The 17,449-nt window shown below is 62.8% G+C and carries 18 protein-coding genes and 1 other RNA gene; 4 read left to right on the forward strand and 15 right to left on the reverse strand.

Going from position 1 to position 17,449, the window contains the following annotated elements; genetic code table 11:
- Nucleotides 1-135: 135 nt before the first annotated feature.
- A complete protein-coding gene (def, locus tag JWP26_RS10410) occupies nt 136-651 on the reverse strand; it encodes a peptide deformylase (RefSeq protein WP_299726856.1) in 516 nt (171 codons plus the stop codon).
- A gap of 119 nt (nt 652-770) precedes the next feature.
- On the opposite strand from def, the gene JWP26_RS10415 reads away from it, so the two are divergent.
- Nucleotides 771-1,916 carry a DNA recombination protein RmuC gene (locus JWP26_RS10415; protein WP_299726859.1) on the forward strand — a complete coding sequence of 382 codons (1,146 nt, stop codon included), beginning with the start codon at nt 771-773 and terminating at the stop codon, nt 1,914-1,916.
- A 4-nt stretch (nt 1,917-1,920) separates the two neighbouring features.
- On the opposite strand, the gene JWP26_RS10420 is transcribed toward JWP26_RS10415, so the two are convergent.
- Together JWP26_RS10420 and JWP26_RS10425 are read right to left on the reverse strand one after the other, a co-directional pair.
- Nucleotides 1,921-2,502: a hypothetical protein gene (locus tag JWP26_RS10420; protein ID WP_299726862.1), complete on the reverse strand. Its 582-nt coding sequence runs from the start codon at nt 2,500-2,502 to the stop codon at nt 1,921-1,923.
- Between the two features lie 66 nt (nt 2,503-2,568).
- Nucleotides 2,569-2,784, reverse strand: coding sequence for a DUF2945 domain-containing protein (locus JWP26_RS10425; RefSeq protein WP_299726865.1), 216 nt, complete (start codon nt 2,782-2,784; stop codon nt 2,569-2,571).
- 130 nt (nt 2,785-2,914) lie between these two features.
- Between JWP26_RS10425 and JWP26_RS10430 the strand changes: the two genes are divergently transcribed.
- Nucleotides 2,915-3,406 carry a hypothetical protein gene (locus JWP26_RS10430; RefSeq protein ID WP_299726868.1) on the forward strand — a complete coding sequence of 164 codons (492 nt, stop codon included), beginning with the start codon at nt 2,915-2,917 and terminating at the stop codon, nt 3,404-3,406.
- A gap of 6 nt (nt 3,407-3,412) precedes the next feature.
- Here JWP26_RS10430 and recR read toward each other — a convergent pair whose 3' ends face one another.
- From recR to JWP26_RS10455, 5 genes are all read right to left on the reverse strand, one after another.
- The gene (recR, locus tag JWP26_RS10435) at nt 3,413-4,006 is read right to left on the reverse strand and encodes a recombination mediator RecR (protein ID WP_299726871.1); all 594 of its coding nucleotides are present in this window, start codon (nt 4,004-4,006) and stop codon (nt 3,413-3,415) included.
- 2 nt (nt 4,007-4,008) lie between these two features.
- Complete coding sequence (locus tag JWP26_RS10440; protein ID WP_299726874.1) at nt 4,009-4,332, reverse strand: YbaB/EbfC family nucleoid-associated protein; 324 nt, start codon at nt 4,330-4,332, stop codon at nt 4,009-4,011.
- Nucleotides 4,329-6,068 carry a DNA polymerase III subunit gamma/tau gene (locus JWP26_RS10445; protein ID WP_299726877.1) on the reverse strand — a complete coding sequence of 580 codons (1,740 nt, stop codon included), beginning with the start codon at nt 6,066-6,068 and terminating at the stop codon, nt 4,329-4,331. Before JWP26_RS10445 ends, JWP26_RS10440 begins: the two co-directional genes overlap by 4 nt.
- Nucleotides 6,069-6,122: 54 nt before the next feature.
- An RNA gene (ffs, locus tag JWP26_RS10450) (signal recognition particle sRNA small type) lies at nt 6,123-6,218 on the reverse strand.
- A 45-nt stretch (nt 6,219-6,263) separates the two neighbouring features.
- Nucleotides 6,264-7,091, reverse strand: coding sequence for a prephenate dehydratase (locus JWP26_RS10455; RefSeq protein WP_299726880.1), 828 nt, complete (start codon nt 7,089-7,091; stop codon nt 6,264-6,266).
- A 254-nt stretch (nt 7,092-7,345) separates the two neighbouring features.
- Between JWP26_RS10455 and JWP26_RS10460 the strand changes: the two genes are divergently transcribed.
- Both JWP26_RS10460 and JWP26_RS10465 read left to right on the forward strand, forming a co-directional pair.
- Nucleotides 7,346-8,182 (forward strand): cytochrome c family protein, encoded by an 837-nt coding sequence (locus JWP26_RS10460; protein WP_299726882.1) that lies wholly within the window; start codon nt 7,346-7,348, stop codon nt 8,180-8,182.
- A 79-nt stretch (nt 8,183-8,261) separates the two neighbouring features.
- Entirely contained in the window at nt 8,262-9,200 is a 939-nt protein-coding gene (locus tag JWP26_RS10465; protein ID WP_299726884.1) for a glyoxylate/hydroxypyruvate reductase A, read from the forward strand.
- Here the strand turns inward: JWP26_RS10465 and JWP26_RS10470 are convergent.
- The 7 genes from JWP26_RS10470 to JWP26_RS10500 all read right to left on the reverse strand — a co-directional run.
- A complete protein-coding gene (locus JWP26_RS10470; protein WP_299726886.1) occupies nt 9,194-10,117 on the reverse strand; it encodes a helix-turn-helix domain-containing GNAT family N-acetyltransferase in 924 nt (307 codons plus the stop codon). The genes JWP26_RS10465 and JWP26_RS10470 overlap by 7 nt on opposite strands.
- Nucleotides 10,118-10,511: 394 nt before the next feature.
- Nucleotides 10,512-11,192, reverse strand: coding sequence for an ROK family protein (locus JWP26_RS10475; protein ID WP_299726888.1), 681 nt, complete (start codon nt 11,190-11,192; stop codon nt 10,512-10,514).
- Nucleotides 11,193-11,203: 11 nt separating this feature from the next.
- Complete coding sequence (zwf, locus tag JWP26_RS10480) at nt 11,204-12,580, reverse strand: glucose-6-phosphate dehydrogenase (RefSeq protein WP_299726890.1); 1,377 nt, start codon at nt 12,578-12,580, stop codon at nt 11,204-11,206.
- A gap of 2 nt (nt 12,581-12,582) precedes the next feature.
- Nucleotides 12,583-13,593, reverse strand: coding sequence for a phosphogluconate dehydrogenase (NAD(+)-dependent, decarboxylating) (gene gnd, locus JWP26_RS10485; RefSeq protein WP_299726892.1), 1,011 nt, complete (start codon nt 13,591-13,593; stop codon nt 12,583-12,585).
- Between the two features lie 14 nt (nt 13,594-13,607).
- Nucleotides 13,608-16,022, reverse strand: coding sequence for a glucan 1,4-alpha-glucosidase (locus JWP26_RS10490; RefSeq protein ID WP_299726894.1), 2,415 nt, complete (start codon nt 16,020-16,022; stop codon nt 13,608-13,610).
- Between the two features lie 44 nt (nt 16,023-16,066).
- Nucleotides 16,067-16,804 (reverse strand): hypothetical protein, encoded by a 738-nt coding sequence (locus JWP26_RS10495; protein WP_299726896.1) that lies wholly within the window; start codon nt 16,802-16,804, stop codon nt 16,067-16,069.
- Between the two features lie 125 nt (nt 16,805-16,929).
- The coding region (locus tag JWP26_RS10500) for a MucR family transcriptional regulator (RefSeq protein WP_367184113.1) at nt 16,930-17,449 on the reverse strand (520 nt) is incomplete at its 5' end.

Here is a 17,449-nt window from a genome sequence, read left to right on the forward strand (position 1 = left end):
GGCTCCTTCTCCCTTCGCCCCTCTGGGGAGAAGGTGGCGCGTAGCGCCGGATGAGGGGTTGATGTGGAAAGACCCCTCACCGCCCTTCGGGCACCCTCTCCCGACAGGGGCGAGGGTTAGGGCTCGGCGCTCGCCTTAACCGGCGGCGCGCTTGGCGGCTTTGTCGAATTTCTTGATGACGCGGTCGCGCTTCAGGCGGGACAGGTAATCGATGTAGAGCACGCCATCGAGGTGATCGAGTTCGTGCTGGATGCAGACCGCGAGCTTCCCCTCGGCGTCCTTAACTACTTCATTGCCATCCAGATCGGTATATTTGACCGTGACGGCATCGGGCCGTTCGACGTCGTAATACAGCTCCGGAATCGACAGGCACCCCTCTTCGGTGGTCTGCACCACGTCGGAGAATTTGGTGATTTCGGGATTGATCAGCACCATCGGCTCGGGCTTTTCGCCTTCCTTGGCGAGGTCCATGACGACGATACGCTTCATGACGCCGATCTGGGGCGCGGCCAGGCCAATGCCGGGGGCATCATACATGGTGTCGAGCATGTCCTTGGCGAGGGCCTTGATGTCGTCGTCGACCGCGTCGATCGGATCGGCAACGGCGCGCAGGCGCGCATCAGGCAAAACGAGAATAGGGCGGATAGCCATGAAGGAGCGTCCAAATGGGGTGTTGCCTCTCGATATGGTATTTTCCGCCGCGCGGTCAACCGTCGCTGGACTAAACTGGAACATTCCGCGAACAAGCGAATCGCTTTATGCATGGTCGGATGGAAACTGTGCTGTTCACGCTCGGGAAATTTTCGGTCACGCTCGGCTATGCCATTGCGGGTGGTGTCGGGCTGATCGGACTGCTGCTGGTCATCATGCTGATTGCGGCGATCCGAGCCGGCGCAGCGCGGGCGCAGGAGGCCGAGGAGGCGCTGGATCGCTCGGCCGCCATGGAGCGGCATATCGCCGGGCTGATGCAGGTGCAGTCGGAAATGACCGGGCGCGTGCAGTCGATGTCCGAGATGTTCGGCTCGCGCACGGCCGAGTTGAGCCAGATGGTCAATGACCGGCTGGATACGACCAGCCAGCGCGTCGGCCAGGCCTTGCAGGAGACCCGGGCCAAGACCGACGAGGGGCTTAACAAGCTGCATGAGCGGCTGGCGGTGATCGACCGGGCGCAATCGACCATGACGTCGCTATCGAGCGAGATCGTGTCGCTGCAATCGATTCTGTCCAACAAGCAGACGCGTGGCGCTTTTGGTCAGGGGCGGATGGAGGCGATCGTCGGCGATGGCCTCGCGCCGAACGCCTATTCGTTTCAGTCGACGCTGTCGAACGGCTATCGGCCAGACTGCCTGATCATCATGCCCAATGATGCGCCGAGCCTGGTCATCGACGCCAAGTTTCCGCTGGAAAGCTGGCAGCGGATTGCCTCGGCGGACAATCCTGAGGCGTTGCGGGCGGCACAGAGCGGCTTCAAGCAGGATATCGCCGTGCATGTGCGGGCGATTTCGGAAAAATACCTGATCCCCGGCGAGACGCAGGACACGGCCTTCATGTTCGTGCCCTCGGAGTCGATCTTCGCCGATATCCACGAGCATTTCGAGGATGTGGTGCAGCGCGCCAGCCGGGCGCGGGTGGTGATCGTGTCTCCGGCTTTGCTGATGCTGTCGATCCAGGTGATCCAGGCGCTGCTGCGCGATGTGCGAATGCGCGAACAGGCACATTTGATCCAGAAAGAAGTGCGGGAGCTGCTGGCCGATGTGGGTCGGCTGGATGAGCGGGTGAAGAAGCTACAGACCCATTTCCGCCAGGCCAATGACGATATCGGCGAAATCCTGACATCGACGGGCAAGGTGACAGGTCGCAGCAAAAGGATCGACGAGATGGATTTCGAAGAGCCACAGCGGCTGGCCGGCGAATAGGAACCTAGGGCGCAGAACCCTCGGGCAATTTGTCATCGGCGGCACGCTCGGGCCGCACGTCGAAATCGCAGCCGGCGGCGCCGTAGCGGTTGGTCATGTCGCAATTCATCGCCCGGGCCATGTAGCCGATATATTCGTCGGTTTCTCCGCACGGCAGATCATAACTGGCGCCCGTCGGCTCCGTGATCTGTACGCCGGCCCAGCGGCCGCCCATATCATCGTCCTGGCCCGGCTCCGGCGGAATATCGAGCATGTGCAGGAGATAGTCGCGCCCATCCCAGTTGAAGCGGACCTGCGCATAGTAGCCTTCAGGACCATCCGAATTGGAGAAATAGAATGGTCCTGAGCCAGCAAGGGGTTGGCCGGGGACCAGGGCGGCAATAATGCCATTTTTCGCGATGAGGAATTGCAGCCTGGTCCAGGTGCCATCATCCTGCTCGACGCCGTAGAGCGAGATGAAGTCGCTTTGCGAATCCCCAACGCTGCACCCGAACAGGCGAAACGGCTCGTCGGCAAAAGTCGGCACTGAGAACAGCGGCAAGAGCATCGTGGCGACAGCAGACATCCAGATTGTACGGCCCAGCATGACAAAATCCCCATTGCAGTTGTGGCTGCATTTGGGCTTCGGCGCGTGAACTGTGGCTGAACGCGATCAGCTGGCGCTAAGCTCGCTGGCGGACTTGATGACCTTGGCGCCATCTAGCTGCTCGATCAGGTAGGCGGGCTCATCCTTGCTGGCCTCGCGCACGACTTTGGTGCCCTGCAGCGTCCGCGTCACCCTCGCGGTGAAGCGGTCGACGATCTTGCCATGGGCCTGGTGTTCGCCCCAAGTCCAGCTGACTTTTGAGCCTTTGCGCAGGTTGGCCATGGTGTGCTCCGGGTTGATGGGAGACCAACTTTTGGGCCGCGCCTTGGTTCCGCGGCCAATTATTTTGCGACCTTCGGGCGGTCTGGGGCGTTCTGTCTGCTCGATAGCTCACCAGCGAGGGACGACCAGCATGAGCCAAAATCATAATCACGGCAGCATGATGCCGCAGGAAATCAACTTCGATAATTCCGACCAGCCCGGTATTTCGCAGCCCTATAGCCAGACCGAAATTGAGGAATTGCTGTTTGGCGACGACCGCCCCGTGGAAGAGCGCTTGCAGCGGCTGCGTGACATTCGCAGCGAACTTGCCGGGCGCGAAAGTGCCGATTGGGGCGACGAAGACCCGGCCGCACTGCTGGGGGAGGTTGATCGCGCGATCGACGCTCTGACCACCGACGAGGATAATGCCGACGACACAGACGACTATGCCAATCTGGCGCCGGCGCTGGAACAGGAGGCGGATCTGGAGAGCCTATCGCCTGACGATGTCGAGGCGCGCGAAGCGATCGAGGGCCCCGACGAAGACGTCTATCTCGATGACGAGGCCGAGGAGCCGGGCATTCTCGATGAGACCGAGTGGGACGAAGGCTACGACTTCAAGCCCGAGCGCGGCGTACACTAAAGTTGCTTAAATCTGCGTGCGCGCCTTGAGGGCCTGGCTCAGCGTGCCCTCATCAAGGTAATCCAACTCGCCGCCCACGGGTACGCCGTGGGCAAGGCGGGTTATTTTTGGGCCGTCGGGACCGAGACGGTCGGTGATGTAGTGGGCCGTGGTCTGGCCTTCGACGGTCGCATTCACCGCCAGAACGACCTCGCGATAGTCTGGGGCGCGGGCCAGCAATTGGTCGATGGAGAGATCGTCCGGGCCAACGCCGTCGAGCGGGGACAGCACGCCCCCCAGCACATGGTAGCGCACGGCGCCGACACCAGCCCGTTCGAGCGCCCACAGGTCGGCCACATCCTCGACCACGATCAGCATACCGGTTTCGGCGCGGCGCGGATCGGCGCAGATGGCGCAGGGGCTTTGGGTATCGACATTGCCGCAGACTTCGCAGACGCGGACAGCCAGCACGGCGCGGTCGAGCGCGGCCGAAAGCGGGATCATCAACTGATCCTTCTTCTTGATCAGATGCAGCACAGCGCGACGCGCCGAACGCGGCCCCAGCCCCGGCAAGCGGGACAGGAGCTGGATCAGTTGTTCGATTTCGGGTCCGCCGGCCATGATTAGAACGGCAGCTTCATACCTGGGGGAATGGGGAGACCCGCCGTGACTTCGGCCATGCGCGACTGGGTCTCTGACTCCACCTTGCTCTTGGCGTCATTGTGGGCGGCAAGGATCAAGTCCTCCAGCACGCCGACATCGTCTTCCTTGAACAGCGACGGATCGATCTTGAGGCTTTTCATATCGCCCTTGCCCGAAAGCGAGACGGTGACCAGGCCACCACCGGAGCGGCCTTCGATGACCATGTCGGCCAGTTCGGCCTGCATGGTTTCCATCTTGGCCTTCATCTCGCCGGCGGCCTTCATCATGCCCATGAGATCTTTCATTCGTCGTCCTCTTCAGGTTCTGGCGGGGCCACGGTTTCGGGCGCAACGACCACCGCGTCGTCGCGCAACTTGACGTTGACGACCTTGGCGCCCGGAAATGTCTCAAGAATGGCCTGCACCAGCGGGTCTTCATGAGCCTGGTCATGAGCGGCCTTTTCGCGGGCGACGCGTTCCTCGCGGACGGTCTTGCCCTCGGGCGCCTTGTTGGAGACGTTGACCAGCCAGCGCTCACCGGTCCAGGCCTGCAGCCGCGCCGACAGCGTGGCGATGATGCCCGGATCGGTGCCGTCCACCAGCGCCACCTCGATGCTGCCTTGGCCGAACGAAACCGGCCGCATGGTGGATTCCAGCGCGATCTTGAGCACGATGTCGCGCTTGGCGCCCGCCAAGGCGATCAGTTCGGCATAGGATTCGATGCGGGCCAGAGCCGAGGGAACCGTCGGCTGCGGCGCCGGCGCGGAAATTGCGGGTGCCTGCTGTTGTTGCGGGGCTTCCTGCCGCATGGCTGACGAGCCGCCAGAGGGTCCGCGCGGCGGTAATGGCGCCATCTGCGGCAGAGCGGGCGCAGGCTGGTTGGACAGTTTGGCGATCACATCGTCGGGGCTGGGCAGATCGGCTGCATAGGCCAGGCGGATCAGCACCATTTCGGCGGCCTGGATGGCGTTGCCGGCGCGGGCGACCTCGTCATAGCCCTTGAACAGGATTTGCCAGGCGCGGGTGAGCGCGCGCATCGGCAGCTTGCCAGCAAGGTCAGCGCCGCGATTGCGCTCGTCTGGGGTCAGCGAGACATCGTCGGCCGCGGCAGGCACGACCTTGATGCGCGTCACCAGATGAGTGAAATCGGCCAGGTCGGCGACTAGCGTCTGCGGATCGGCGCCGGCATCGTAGAGGGCGCGCATGGTATCGAGCGCCTCCCCGATGCGGCCGCCCAGCAGGTCTTCGAACAGATCGATAATCCGGGCACGATCGCCCAGGCCGAGCATGGCCTTGACGGTGGGCGCGGTGACGGCGCCATCGCCATGGGCGATTGCCTGATCAAGCAGGGATTGGTTATCGCGCACCGAGCCTTCGCCGGCGCGCACGATCATCGACAAGGCCTCGGGCTCGGAGGGAATGCCCTCCTTGGCCAGCAGGTCTTCCAGATGCCGCGTCATCACATCGGGCGTCACCCGGCGCAGGTCGAAGCGCTGGCAGCGGCTGAGGATGGTGACCGGCACTTTGCGGATTTCGGTGGTGGCGAAGATGAACTTCACATAGGGCGGCGGCTCTTCAAGCGTCTTCAGCAGGCCGTTGAAAGCCGCCGTCGAGAGCATGTGCACTTCGTCGATGATGTAGACTTTATAGGGCGCAGAGGCCGGCGCGTATTTGACCGAGTCGATGATCTCGCGAATGTCGCCGATGCCGGTATTGGAGGCGGCGTCCATTTCGATGACGTCGACATGGCGGCCTTCGATGATGGCGCGGCAGTGGATACCTTCGACATCGAGATCGAGCGTCGGGTGCTTGCCGGAGGCGTCCTCATAATTGAAAGCGCGGGCGAGAATGCGGGCCGTAGTGGTTTTGCCCACGCCGCGCACGCCGGTCAGGATGAAGGCGTGGTGGATGCGGTTCTGCTTGAACGCATTGCCCAGCGTCTGGACCATCGCGTCCTGGCCGATGAGCGTCGAAAAGCTGACCGGGCGGTATTTGCGCGCCAGGACCAGATAGGGCGACGATGGCGTGTCAGGCGAAGCCATATTGCCCTTTCGCGACCACTGTGGGGGAGAATCTGCTCGCTGTCATTGGAGCATAGTAGGAGGCTGGCATCGACCCGTGAAGGTCTCGTTGGGGCTGCTTCCTTCCGGACCTGACCCGGTTGGCGAGGAACACGTCCGCGCCAACCTCCCAACGGCTATATGTGAGAGAAATGCGGCGAAGGCAAGAGGGTGGCGCTACTTCGTGTTCGCGGCCGGATAGACGCCCAGAATGTGGAACTGGTCGGTGAAGAACCCCAATTCCTCGAAGGCGTGCTGGACGCTGAGGTCGCTGGGGTGGCCTTCGATATCGGCGTAAAATTGCGTGGCGGTGAAGGCGCCGCCGACCATATAGCTTTCCAGCTTGGTCATGTTGACGCCATTGGTGGCGAAGCCGCCCATGGCTTTATAGAGCGCGGCGGGCACGTTGCGGACGCGGAACACGAAGGTGGTCTTGACGCCCGGGGCCGGGGCGGCCTCGGTCTTTTCGCGCGACAGCACGAGGAAGCGCGTGGTGTTGTGGGCGGCGTCCTCGATGTTTTCGGCCAGCACGTTGAGGCCGTAGAGCTCACCGGCAAAGCGCGACGCAATGGCGGCGACGGATTTGTCGCCCTTTTGGGAGACTTCGCGGGCGGAGCCGGCGGTATCGATGGAGTTGATCGTGCGGAAGCCGTGATCGGCGATGAACTTACGGCACTGGCCCAAGGCGACCGAGAGCGACTGTACCGATTTGATATCGTCCAGGGTCGCGCCGGGCACGGCCAAAAGTGTCATCTCGACGCGCAGATAGGTCTCGCCGACGATATAGAGACCGCTATTGGGCAGCAGGTGATGAATATCGGTGATACGGCCATAGAGCGAATTTTCCACCGGGACGACGGCGAAATCGGTCTTGCCAGTCTGCACGGCGGCGATGGTTTCCTCGAAAGTGACGCAGCCGATCGCTTCTTGTCCGGGGAACAGGTTGTTCGTGGCCGCATGGCTGAAGGCACCGGGCTCACCCTGAAAGGCAATCTTATAGGTCATTCACACGCATCCTGATCTGATGGGCAGGCTTTTGAACCCGGTGGGATAGCGAGTCAATTGAGCGCGCCTCCCGGACGATGGCTAATCGGCGGTGGGGAATTGTCGCAGGTAGGAAAGGGCTGTTGCGCGGGGCGTTCCTAGATACTATCTTCCGCGCGCGCCGGGCTCGTTGTTGAGGCGATTTCGCATGCGGAATCGAAAGTTTAGCGGTATCGGCGCATCGTCCGCAGGGGATGGACTGGCAGAGAGACCAAATGGATTCGTTCGAATTTAACAAGATCATCGGCGCCGTCCTCGGCACCCTGTTGTTCGTGATGGGCGTCGGCTTCGTTGCCGAAGCCATTTATGCACCGCGTGAAGACGTTGGGCCGGGCTATGCCCTGCCCGAGCCTGAGCCGGTTGTGGCTGCCGAAGCTGGCGCACCGGCAGTAGCCGCTGTGCCGCTGGCGACGCTGCTGGCCAGCGCCGACGCCACGCGCGGCCAAGCCGCCGTGCGCAAGTGCCAGTCGTGCCACAATTTCGGCGAGGGTGAGCCCAGCAAGCAGGGTCCGCATCTTTATGGTGTGGTCGGCCGTCCCGAAGGCAGCATCGCCGATTTCGCCTATTCGGACGGCATGAAGGCCCATAACGCCGAAGGCGATATCTGGACCTATGAGAACATCAACACCTTCATCACCGCGCCCAAGGCCTATGTCGAAGGCACCAAGATGAACTTCTCCGGCGTGAAATCACCGGAAGAACGCGCCGACATCCTGGCCTATCTGCAGACGCTGTCGGCCACACCGGTACCGTTCCCGACTGCCGACGCCGCCGCTCCCGCGGCCGATGCCCCTGCGGCACCGGCCGATGCGACCGCCCCGGCGGCCGGTGCCGAGCCAGCAGCGGCCACTCCGGCTGACGCTACTGCGACACCCACTACGACGCAGAGCGAAACGCCGGTCGAAGGTACTGCCACCACCAGTGGCACTACCGGGGCTGCGCCTGCTCCGGCGACCACCGAAGCGACGCCAGCTCCCGCCGCAACGCCTGCTCCGGCAGCGCCTGCTCCGGCAGCCACTCCGGCTCCGGCTGCGGCCCCTGCCACGCCGTAAGGCCGGGTTGAGACTTCATAGTATTTTGAGAGCCGCGCCCCTGGGCGCGGCTCTATTTGTTTGAGCTGGGGAGACCACAATGCTGCTGCTGCATTTGAGCGATGTCGACGAGGCGAGCTGGGCCGAAAAATTTCGTGCGGCGCTGGCCCCCTACCCCGTCGTGCGGCGCGGCGACAGTTACGATCCCAAAGCCGTGCACTATATTTTTGTGTGGAAGCCCAAGCCCGACGCGTTCGACGGTTTGGATAACCTCAGGGCCGTCCTGTCGCTCGGCGCGGGCGTCGATGCGCTGCTCAAGCATCCGCGCCTGCCGGCTGCACCAGTGGTGCGCTTCGTCGATGAGGATCTCAGCCAGCGGATGAGCGATTATGTGGTGGCGCATGTAACCATGCACCACCGCCTCCACACACGGTTCCAGGCCGATCAGGCGGCGCGGCGCTGGGTGCAGCTTTATCCGCCGGCCGCGTCGCAGACCGTCGTCGGCATCATGGGCATGGGCGTTTTGGGGCAGGACGCCGCGCGACGGCTGTTGCCGCTGGGGTTCACCGTGCGGAGCTGGAGCCGGACGCCCAAGGCGATCGAGGGCGTTGAGGGTTTTGCCGGAGCCGAGAGCTTCGACGCGTTCCTGGGCGGTACCGATATCCTGGTCAATCTGCTGCCGCTGACGCCAGACACGGCAGGCATTTTGAACTCCGAAACCTTCGGCAAGCTACGGCGCGGCGGGCTCGATGGCGGGCCGGTGCTCGTCAATCCGGCGCGGGGCGGGCATCAGCGCGAGGCCGATATCGTCAGGGCCCTCGGCGATGGCACGCTGGGCGCAGCCAGCCTCGACGTATTCGAGGTGGAACCCCTGCCCGCCGATAGCCGGCTCTGGGATATCCCCAATTGCTACATCACGCCCCATATCGCGGCGATCTCGAACGAAGAAGCGGGGGTGGCCTATTACGCGGCAATCATCAAGGCGCATGAGGCGGGCAAGCCGCTGATCAACGTGGTGGATCGCAGCCGGGGTTATTGAAGGTCCAGCGCCCAATATTGCCCGTTGAGGTCCGCGCCAAAAGAATGGTGCTTTTCCTCCTCGACCAGCTCGAACCCAGCTCCCTGATAGATGCGGCGTGCTGAGGCCAGGCAATCCTGGGTCCACAGGATGATGCGGCGATAGCCGGCGGCGCGGCTGAAGCGCACCACCTCATCCACCAGCGTCTTTCCGATCCCCAGCCCGCGAAAGGCTGGCTCGACATAGAGCATGCGCAACTGCGCGGTGCGCTCCTCGCCCGGGGCCGGCAACACGAAGATGGAGCCGGCCAGCTCGCCCGCGTAGTCGGCAACCCACAGCGCCTTGGTGGCAGGGTCTGGCGCGGCATCGAACTCGGCATAGATGCGGGTGATCAGGAGTTCGAACTCGCGGTTCCAGCCCTGTTCGAGGTGATAGAGCAGGCCCTGCCGTGCGATCAACTGGCCGATTTCGCCAATGCGGGGCGGCCGCAGGGTGAGTGTGCCGCCCTGCATCGGTCCGGCCAGAATGGCCTCGATGCGGCGCATGGCGGCGACCAGATCCAGCCGGCCAAGCGGATCGAGCGGGGTCAGCAGGTTTTCCGCATCCGTGTCGCTGGCCGCGTTGAGGTCGCGATAGACCGTGTCGCCCTGCGGGGTCAGCGCCAGATTGTTGGAGCGCTTGTCGGCGCCGGGCAGGCTCGCCAGCAAGCCCAGATCGCTGAGGCGCCAGACCAGGCGGCTCATCTGCCCACGGTCCATCGCCAAAGCCTCGCACAGTTCGCTGGCCGTGGTGGCGCTGCGCTTGCCGATTTCATGGACTACGCGCGCTTCGCTCAGCGCATAGGGACTGCTGTGCATCCCCTCTTCGAGCAGGCCGATAATACGGGTGTAAAACCGGTTGAACGCTCGCATCGCGGCAATGTCGTCGGCCATGGTCATGAGCTATCTCGCGCTGATGCTTGAGATAGTCAATTATTTAGTTGTCAAAGTCAACTGTCGTGGCAACCAAGCACGGCTATGGCCGCTGTCCGCTGTTTTAGCGCCAAGACCTATGGGCGATCCTCAGAATCAGAACGCAATCTGAAATGGGGCCGAAGGCTGACTGGCAGGTCTTAGGTGTCGGGCTGCCGGAAGCAGACACTGCCGTACCGACGGTCTATGTGGAGCCAAAAGCCGTCTGTACCTTCCCGTTTACGGCGCGTGGCCCCGAAGTTGGGACAGTTTGGCTCACTGAGGCAGGTACCCATTTTCGGATGTTGATCAAACCCTGATTATTCCAGACGCTAGACAGCCAGCCAATTCAGTACGGGCAGTTTGCGCCTAACCAGCACGGTTAAGTCTGCAATTTCTTGTCCAGCCAAAGCGCGAAACCGCCTTTGAAGGCGTTGGCATTGTCACCACGACGCGCATTTGGCGGCAGGGTTTTCAGCACCTCTACATTACCGCCGCCGATCATCACGTAGTCGGGCTCGAGAGCCGCACTCAGTTGTTCCACCGCTGCAAAAACGTGTTTCTCCCACTTGGCTTGTCCCCGTTTCAGCAGCCCTACTTCGCCGAGATAGTCCTCAAAAGTTCGACCGTTCCTGTATGGCAAGTGCGCCAGCTCCATCGGTTGGGCCACATTATCGACGACCATCGCGGCACCCAGGCCCGTGCCTAGCCCCAGAAACAGCATGCGACCGCCTTCATAACTGCCGATGGCCTGCATCAGTGCATCGTTGATGATGCGGACCGGCTTGCCGAAGCGCTGCGCGAAATCGAACCCCGTCCATCCCGGCGCCAGATTGTGCGGATCGGAGAGAATGTGGTTGTGGACGACCGGCCCTGGATACCCCATGGCGATCACGTCGTAGTGCAGGCCGGAGGCCAGCTTTTCGACCATGTCGGCCATGGCCGCGGCGTTCATGTCCGGCCCTGAAGGGGCCTTGCGCTCTTCGCCGCCAGCGCTGCTCATGATCTTGACATGTGAGCCACCGATATCGATGGCGAGGACGATCTTGGGTTCGTCATCCATGCGTCAATTCCCTAAGGTTGTGGATCGACCCAGCCGCCTGGCGGGGCGAAGCCCTTCATGGCGTCCAGCGGTCCCCAGGTGCCGGGGGCATAGGGCGCCGGCTTGTCGGTCAGGTCGAGGATCGGGTCGAACACCCGCCAGGCCAGCTCCGCCGCGTCTTGCCGCGTGAACAACTGCCGCCGCCCGTTCATGGCGTCCCCGATCAGCCGTTCATAGGGCATCATGTCATCGGTGGTGTCATCGACGGCATCGAGTTCAACATTCTCGCCCATCATGTCGCCACCTGGCGCCTTGCGGCGCGCGCCGATACCGATGGTGACCTGCGGCCCGACCCGGAAGCGCACATAGTTGGCATCGGTCGTTGGCACAGTATCGAACAGGGCGACCGGTGGACGGCGGAAGCGCACCACGACTTCGGTGGCGCGTACCGGCAGGCTTTTGCCGGCGCGGATATAAAAGGGCACCTCCTTCCAGCGCCAGGTATCTACGAACAGCCGCACGGCGGCGAACGTCTCCACCGTCGAGCCTGCGGCGACGCCCGGCTCGTCGAGATAGCCCTCGAACTGTCCTCGGATCAGGTTTTTCCGGGTCAGGGGCCGGATGGCCTTGAGAATTTGCACCTTCTCGTCGCTCAGGTCATCGGACTCGCTGCTCACCGGCGGCTCCATGGCCAGCAGCAGAAGCACCTGCACCAGATGGTTCTGGATCACGTCGCGGATACAGCCCACCTCGTCGTAGAATTTGCCCCGCCCGGTAATGCCGAAATCCTCGGCCATGGTGATCTGCACGCTTTCGACGTGCGTGCGGTTCCACACCGGTTCGAGAAACGCATTGGCAAAACGGAAATAGATCAGGTTCTGGACCGCCTCCTTGCCTAGGAAATGGTCGATGCGGAACACCGCCTCTTCGTCGAACACGGCGCGCAGGACCCCGTTCAGTTCCTTGGCCGATGCCAGATCGTGGCCGAACGGCTTTTCCACCATCAGCCGCGCCGTTTCGGCAATCCCGGCCGCCTTGAGCGCATCGATCACTGTGCCGAACAGGCTGGGCGGGATGGCCAGATAGTAGAGCGGGCGCCGGGCCTTGCCGAGCGTGTCGCGCAGCTTCACGAAGGTTGCCGCGTCCTTATAGTCGCCGCTCACATAGCGCAGCAGCCCCTTGAGCTTGGCGAAGACCGCCTCATCCACCGTGCCGAATTGATTGGCAATGCCGTCTCGCGCCCGTTCCGCCAGTTGCTCGACATTCCAGTCACCCAGCGCAACGCCGATGATCGGCTCGTCGAGATGGCCGCGCCGCACCATCTGGTACAGCGAGGGGAAAATCATCTTGTGCGCCAGATCGCCGGTGGCCCCGAACACCACCAACGCATCAGACCGCTTCTGCGCCATGCTCACTTCCCCTCGGGCTTTTCGGTGTGGCCACCGAAGGAGTAGCGCATTGCCGATAGCAGCTTGTTGGCGAATTCATTATTGTCGCGCGAGGCAAACCGGCCGAACAGCGCCGAGGACAGGACAGGCGCCGGCACTCCGGTTTCCACCGCGGCCCGCAGCGTCCATCTTCCCTCGCCGGAATCCGAAACCCGGCCGCCAAACTTCGACAGTTCCGGATCCTGCTTGAGGGCCGTGGCCGTCAGATCGAGCAACCACGACCCGATGACGCTGCCGTGCCGCCACACTTCGGTGACCGCCGCAAGGTCCAGGTCGAACCGGTAATATTGCGGATCATGCAGCGGCGCGGTCTCGGCGTCGGCATCGCGCGTTTCATTGCCCGCGTCGGCGGCCTTGAGAATATTGAGCCCCTCGGCATAGGCGGCCATCATGCCATATTCGATGCCGTTGTGGACCATCTTGACGAAGTGGCCGGCGCCGGTGGGCCCGCAATGCAGATAACCTTGCCCCGCGGTTTGCGCGGTGCCGGGCGTGCCGCCCGTGCCATCCGCGCCGGGCGCCAGCGCGGCAAAGATCGGGTCGAGCCGTTCCACCGCTGCCTTGGCGCCGCCGATCATCTGGCTATAGCCGCGATCCAGTCCCCAGACGCCACCGCTGGTCCCCACGTCGACGAAGGCAATGTCGCGCGGGCCGAGCTCGGCGCCGAGGTCAACGGCATCACGGTAGTAGGAATTGCCGCCATCGATGAGGATGTCGCCGGCGCTCATCTGTGCGGCGAGGTCGCGAGCGATCCGGCCGGTGATGGCGGCCGGCAGCATGAGCCAGACTGCACGCGGCTGGGTCAGCTTGCCTAAAAACTCCGGATAGCTGGCAGCGCCGATGGCGCCTTCGGCCACTAAGGCCGCCACGCTTTGCGGATTGACGTCATAGACCACGCATTGGTGCCCCGCCTTCAGCAGCCGCCGCACCATGTTGGCGCCCATGCGACCCAGCCCGACCATTCCCAGTTGCATTGGCAACTCCTGTTCTATTTGGCGATGACGTGGACTTCAAAGTCAGCGTTTTCCCAGCGCGGTCCATCGAGCCACTGGAATGTGAACACTATTGCGGACCCCGCTGCGAGCGAACTCGTATCGAGATCCAGCACGTGGCTGCCAAAGGCGGTCTGCGTAGTTGGCGTGTCCGTCGCGCTGTGCCAGAAATCTAGGCTCCAATGCACCATTGCCGGCTCGCCCACGATCAGCCGCACCATCTTGCCGTGGGGAATGTGCGAAAGCTGGTTGTTGAACCGCCAGATACGCAGCGTCGAGGGCGTCTGGCGGGTCACATAGCGTGCCACGGTCTGCGGCGGCATATCGAACACGGCGCCATCGGCCAGCGAGCGCAACAGCTTGATGTGCTCGGCATGCGCCCAGACCAGCGGCATGGCGCTGCCGGTGGGGCCGCCCCGGAACAGTTCGCGCTCGGGCACGTCCGCCGTGTCCCAGCTCTGTTCGGGCAGCAGCCCTTCCACGCTCGCCGAGGCCTCAAGCGTCGCCAGCAGCTTTTCTGCCGCTTCCCGATTGCCCGCTGCCAGTTCGTAATGCGCCCGCTCCCCCGCCAACAATGGCCAGGCGCGCCCTTGCCCAATACCGTCAAAAGGGCTGCCATCAGGATTTTCGCCATAGCCATCGCCGGTATAGCGATACCAGAGCGAGCCCTGCGGCAACTCCACGCGCAAGGCGTGATCGATGACTTTGACCGTGTCGAGAATTCGCGGATCGTCCGGGGCGCGCAGGCCGAAGCGCACCAGCGCCAGCGCATCCGGGCTCAGCACATCGCGCGTTGGGAGCCTCGATTTATCCGTGATCTGGTTGCGGATCGGCGTCTGCCCTTCCATCGCGCCCGCCACGTCGGTGATGGCATTGCCGCTGATGCGCACGTAATAGCCCGCGACACCCGCAGCGGCGCAAATGTCGGGGTCGCCGGCATAGGTCCAGTCCTCGATCTGCTCGTTCCAGCAATCGGCCGTTTCGCGCAGGTGCTGGGCTGCCGCAGCGTCATCGCGCTGTTCCAGCAAGTCGGCCGCTGCCAGCAATGCCGCAATCTCGACCGCCAGCGTGAAGGGGCTATAGCCGCCATCCTCCTCCCAGCGATCCTGGCTGGTTGCCGGTCCATTGGCGACAATATTACCCGCCGCGCGACGGATCATCGGAATGAAGCGGTCGAGCAGCTTGCCGGTCAGATGATCGCGGCGGTTCAACAAATCCGCTAAGAGGATCGGCAGGGCGCATTCGTCCATCTGCACGCCGGACCAATAGGGTCGCCCGTCAAGCCACATATTTTGCGGCCAGCGGCCCGAGGCCAGTTGCACGTCACGCAAATATTGCAGGATCGCCAGCGCTTCCCTGTCGTCACCAGCCGCGAGAAATCCTCCGGCGGTCTCAACCAGATCTCGGGGCCAGACCAGGTGATAGCCCCCCAGATCGTCATCGCCCTTGCTCGCCCCCCAGGGGATGGACAGACTGGCCACCACGGCGCCCGGACGATCCGCTGCGCGATGCGTCGCCAGCACGGCGGTGGACACACGATAGGCCGTGCCGCTTCGCCCTCGATCCAGCGGTTGCAGGCTCTGCTGCCATGCCCGCCAATTGGCTGAGTAGGCCAGCAATGCGGCGTCGAACCCATCGCGCAGGCTGGACAGCACGTGGGCGCCCGCTTCGGTTTCCGACTGGCCGAAGCCAAGCGCCAACACGGCGGTATTTTGATCCTCGGAAAAGCCGATTTCGCCGACCAGGGCGACATTGCCATCGTCGGCACGCTGATATTGCGGCTCGATCACGCCGGTCTTGGACAATTGATGATAACCGTCCGATTGCCCGACATAACCGACTGAGCGCGCCCCCCACGGCAGCGAGCTTCCGAACGCCAGATAGCGCGACCGGCCGCTGGCAAACAGCAGGGGCACATCGTGTTGCTCACCGATCCAGGCACAGTTGTTCATCCCGGCATTGACCAGGTGCGGCGCCAGCAAGGCATAGACCCGATAATCCGACAGCTTGCCCACCAGCGGGGTGAAGGTGATACGCTGCAGCACGCTGGGGCGGGCAGGATCGGAAATGATGAGCTTGTCGAGGCGATAGCGGCCGTCATTGGCTGTGTTGACCACCTGAAAGGCCGGTATGCCATCCTCCAGATGTGTGGTCACCGTGGTGCAGTCGCGCTTCTCCTCGGAGAAATACCCGTCTGGACCGGTAATTAGCAGGCCAAGATCGCGGATACAGGCGCTGTCGGTGCGCGGATAATAGACCTCGTTGAGAATGCCGTGGCTCAAGGTGAACCAAACCGGCGAACTCGCCGACAAGGCGGTTCCGACCCCGCTTTTGGCACTGGACGTCCAGCGCGCCGGAATGCCTGGGGCGCCGACAGCAAAGTCGATAAGCCTGTTCACGTCATTGTCCATTCGCGATTGCCGATGGAGGAGAAGGTCCCCCATTGTGGCGGTTCTTAGTCGGACGATTTCGGACGCCCATGGAGGGCTTGGACCAGAGGTGCGTAGCTGCCTGCTGCAGCGCTTACAGCCACATTTGCGCCAGTGGCGATAGTTGCCGTGCCACCGATCAACAGCTTGTCTGCATTGCCGACGGAATCGACCTCCACCGCGAGAGTCGAACCAGAAGAAAAATCCACGGTCCCCGCGCCATTGACCGTACCAATCGAATTGCCCGGAGCAAGTGTGCCACCGGACGCCACGGTGACGTCACCGAGCAACTGCCCGGTGCCGCCTAGGCTGCCGCCGTCAACATTGACTGTGCCGCTGAGCTTGTTGTTCACCCGTAGCGAACCGCCAGAGACATTTGTTATACCATTGAATGCAGAGCTGTCTCCAGACAACAGCGTCGTGCCGGCGACTTGCAGAATCCTGTTCGCGCTACCCGAGGAGCCGGTCGCCATCGCCAGGGAAAAGTCATAGCCAGCCCCGGTATGGTTGAATACCAGGGTGCCTGTTCCCCCCGACGCCCCGAAGGTCATCCGTGGGCCGATGATCTGCCCGGCTTCGCTCGCGGCGGCTCCCGCAGCCGACCCAAGATTGATCACGCCGGTGCCCGCCCCGCCGAGATTGAGGGGGTTCGTACTCAACAGTATCGAATTGGCGCCGGTGATTGTCACGACACCGGTCACGCCGGCGCTGTCACCGATAGCAGTGGAAGTCGCCTTTACTTTGCCACCATCGACAATGGTCATGTCCGTGGCGCCGTAGGCGCCTACCCGACTGTGACGGCCTGCGTGGTACTAAGCTGCTGGTGCGTCAACTCTGCCCAAACGCAAGCCCCCAAACTCGACATCAAGGAGGCAATTCAACAGGCCACCTAAGCCCCGACTTTGGATGTCAGACTTTTCTTCGCTGGTGCCGACGCGTGTGCCGCAGGTTTGCGCCCAAGTCCAATGCTCTTAGCCATGGAAGAGCGCGCGACTGAATAGCTCGGCGCCACCATGGGATAGTCAGATGGCAGGTTCCACTTTGCCCGATATTCGTCGGGTGTCATACCCAGACCGGCCAAATGCCGCTTCATCGATTTGAACTTCTTGCCATCGTCGAGGCAGATGATGAAGTCTGGCGTGATCGACTTCTTTACCGGCACCGCGGGCCTAAGGTCTTCCGCAACTTCAACGGTGGGTGCTTCGGAAAGCGAGCGCAGGGCGCTGTAAGTGCTTGCAATTAACGCCGGCAGGTCCGCCGTCGAAATAGAGTTGTGCGAAACGTAAGCTGAAACGATCTCAGCCACTTGGTCCAGCAGGTCAGCATCTATCATCGCATCGTCGATCACATCGTTCATCAAGGATTGGCCTTCTCGCAAAATAGGCGGGCGGTGTTGCGCCCGGCACGGC

It is taken from the genome of Devosia sp. (assembly GCF_028290435.1).
Lineage (GTDB): Bacteria > Pseudomonadota > Alphaproteobacteria > Rhizobiales > Devosiaceae > Devosia.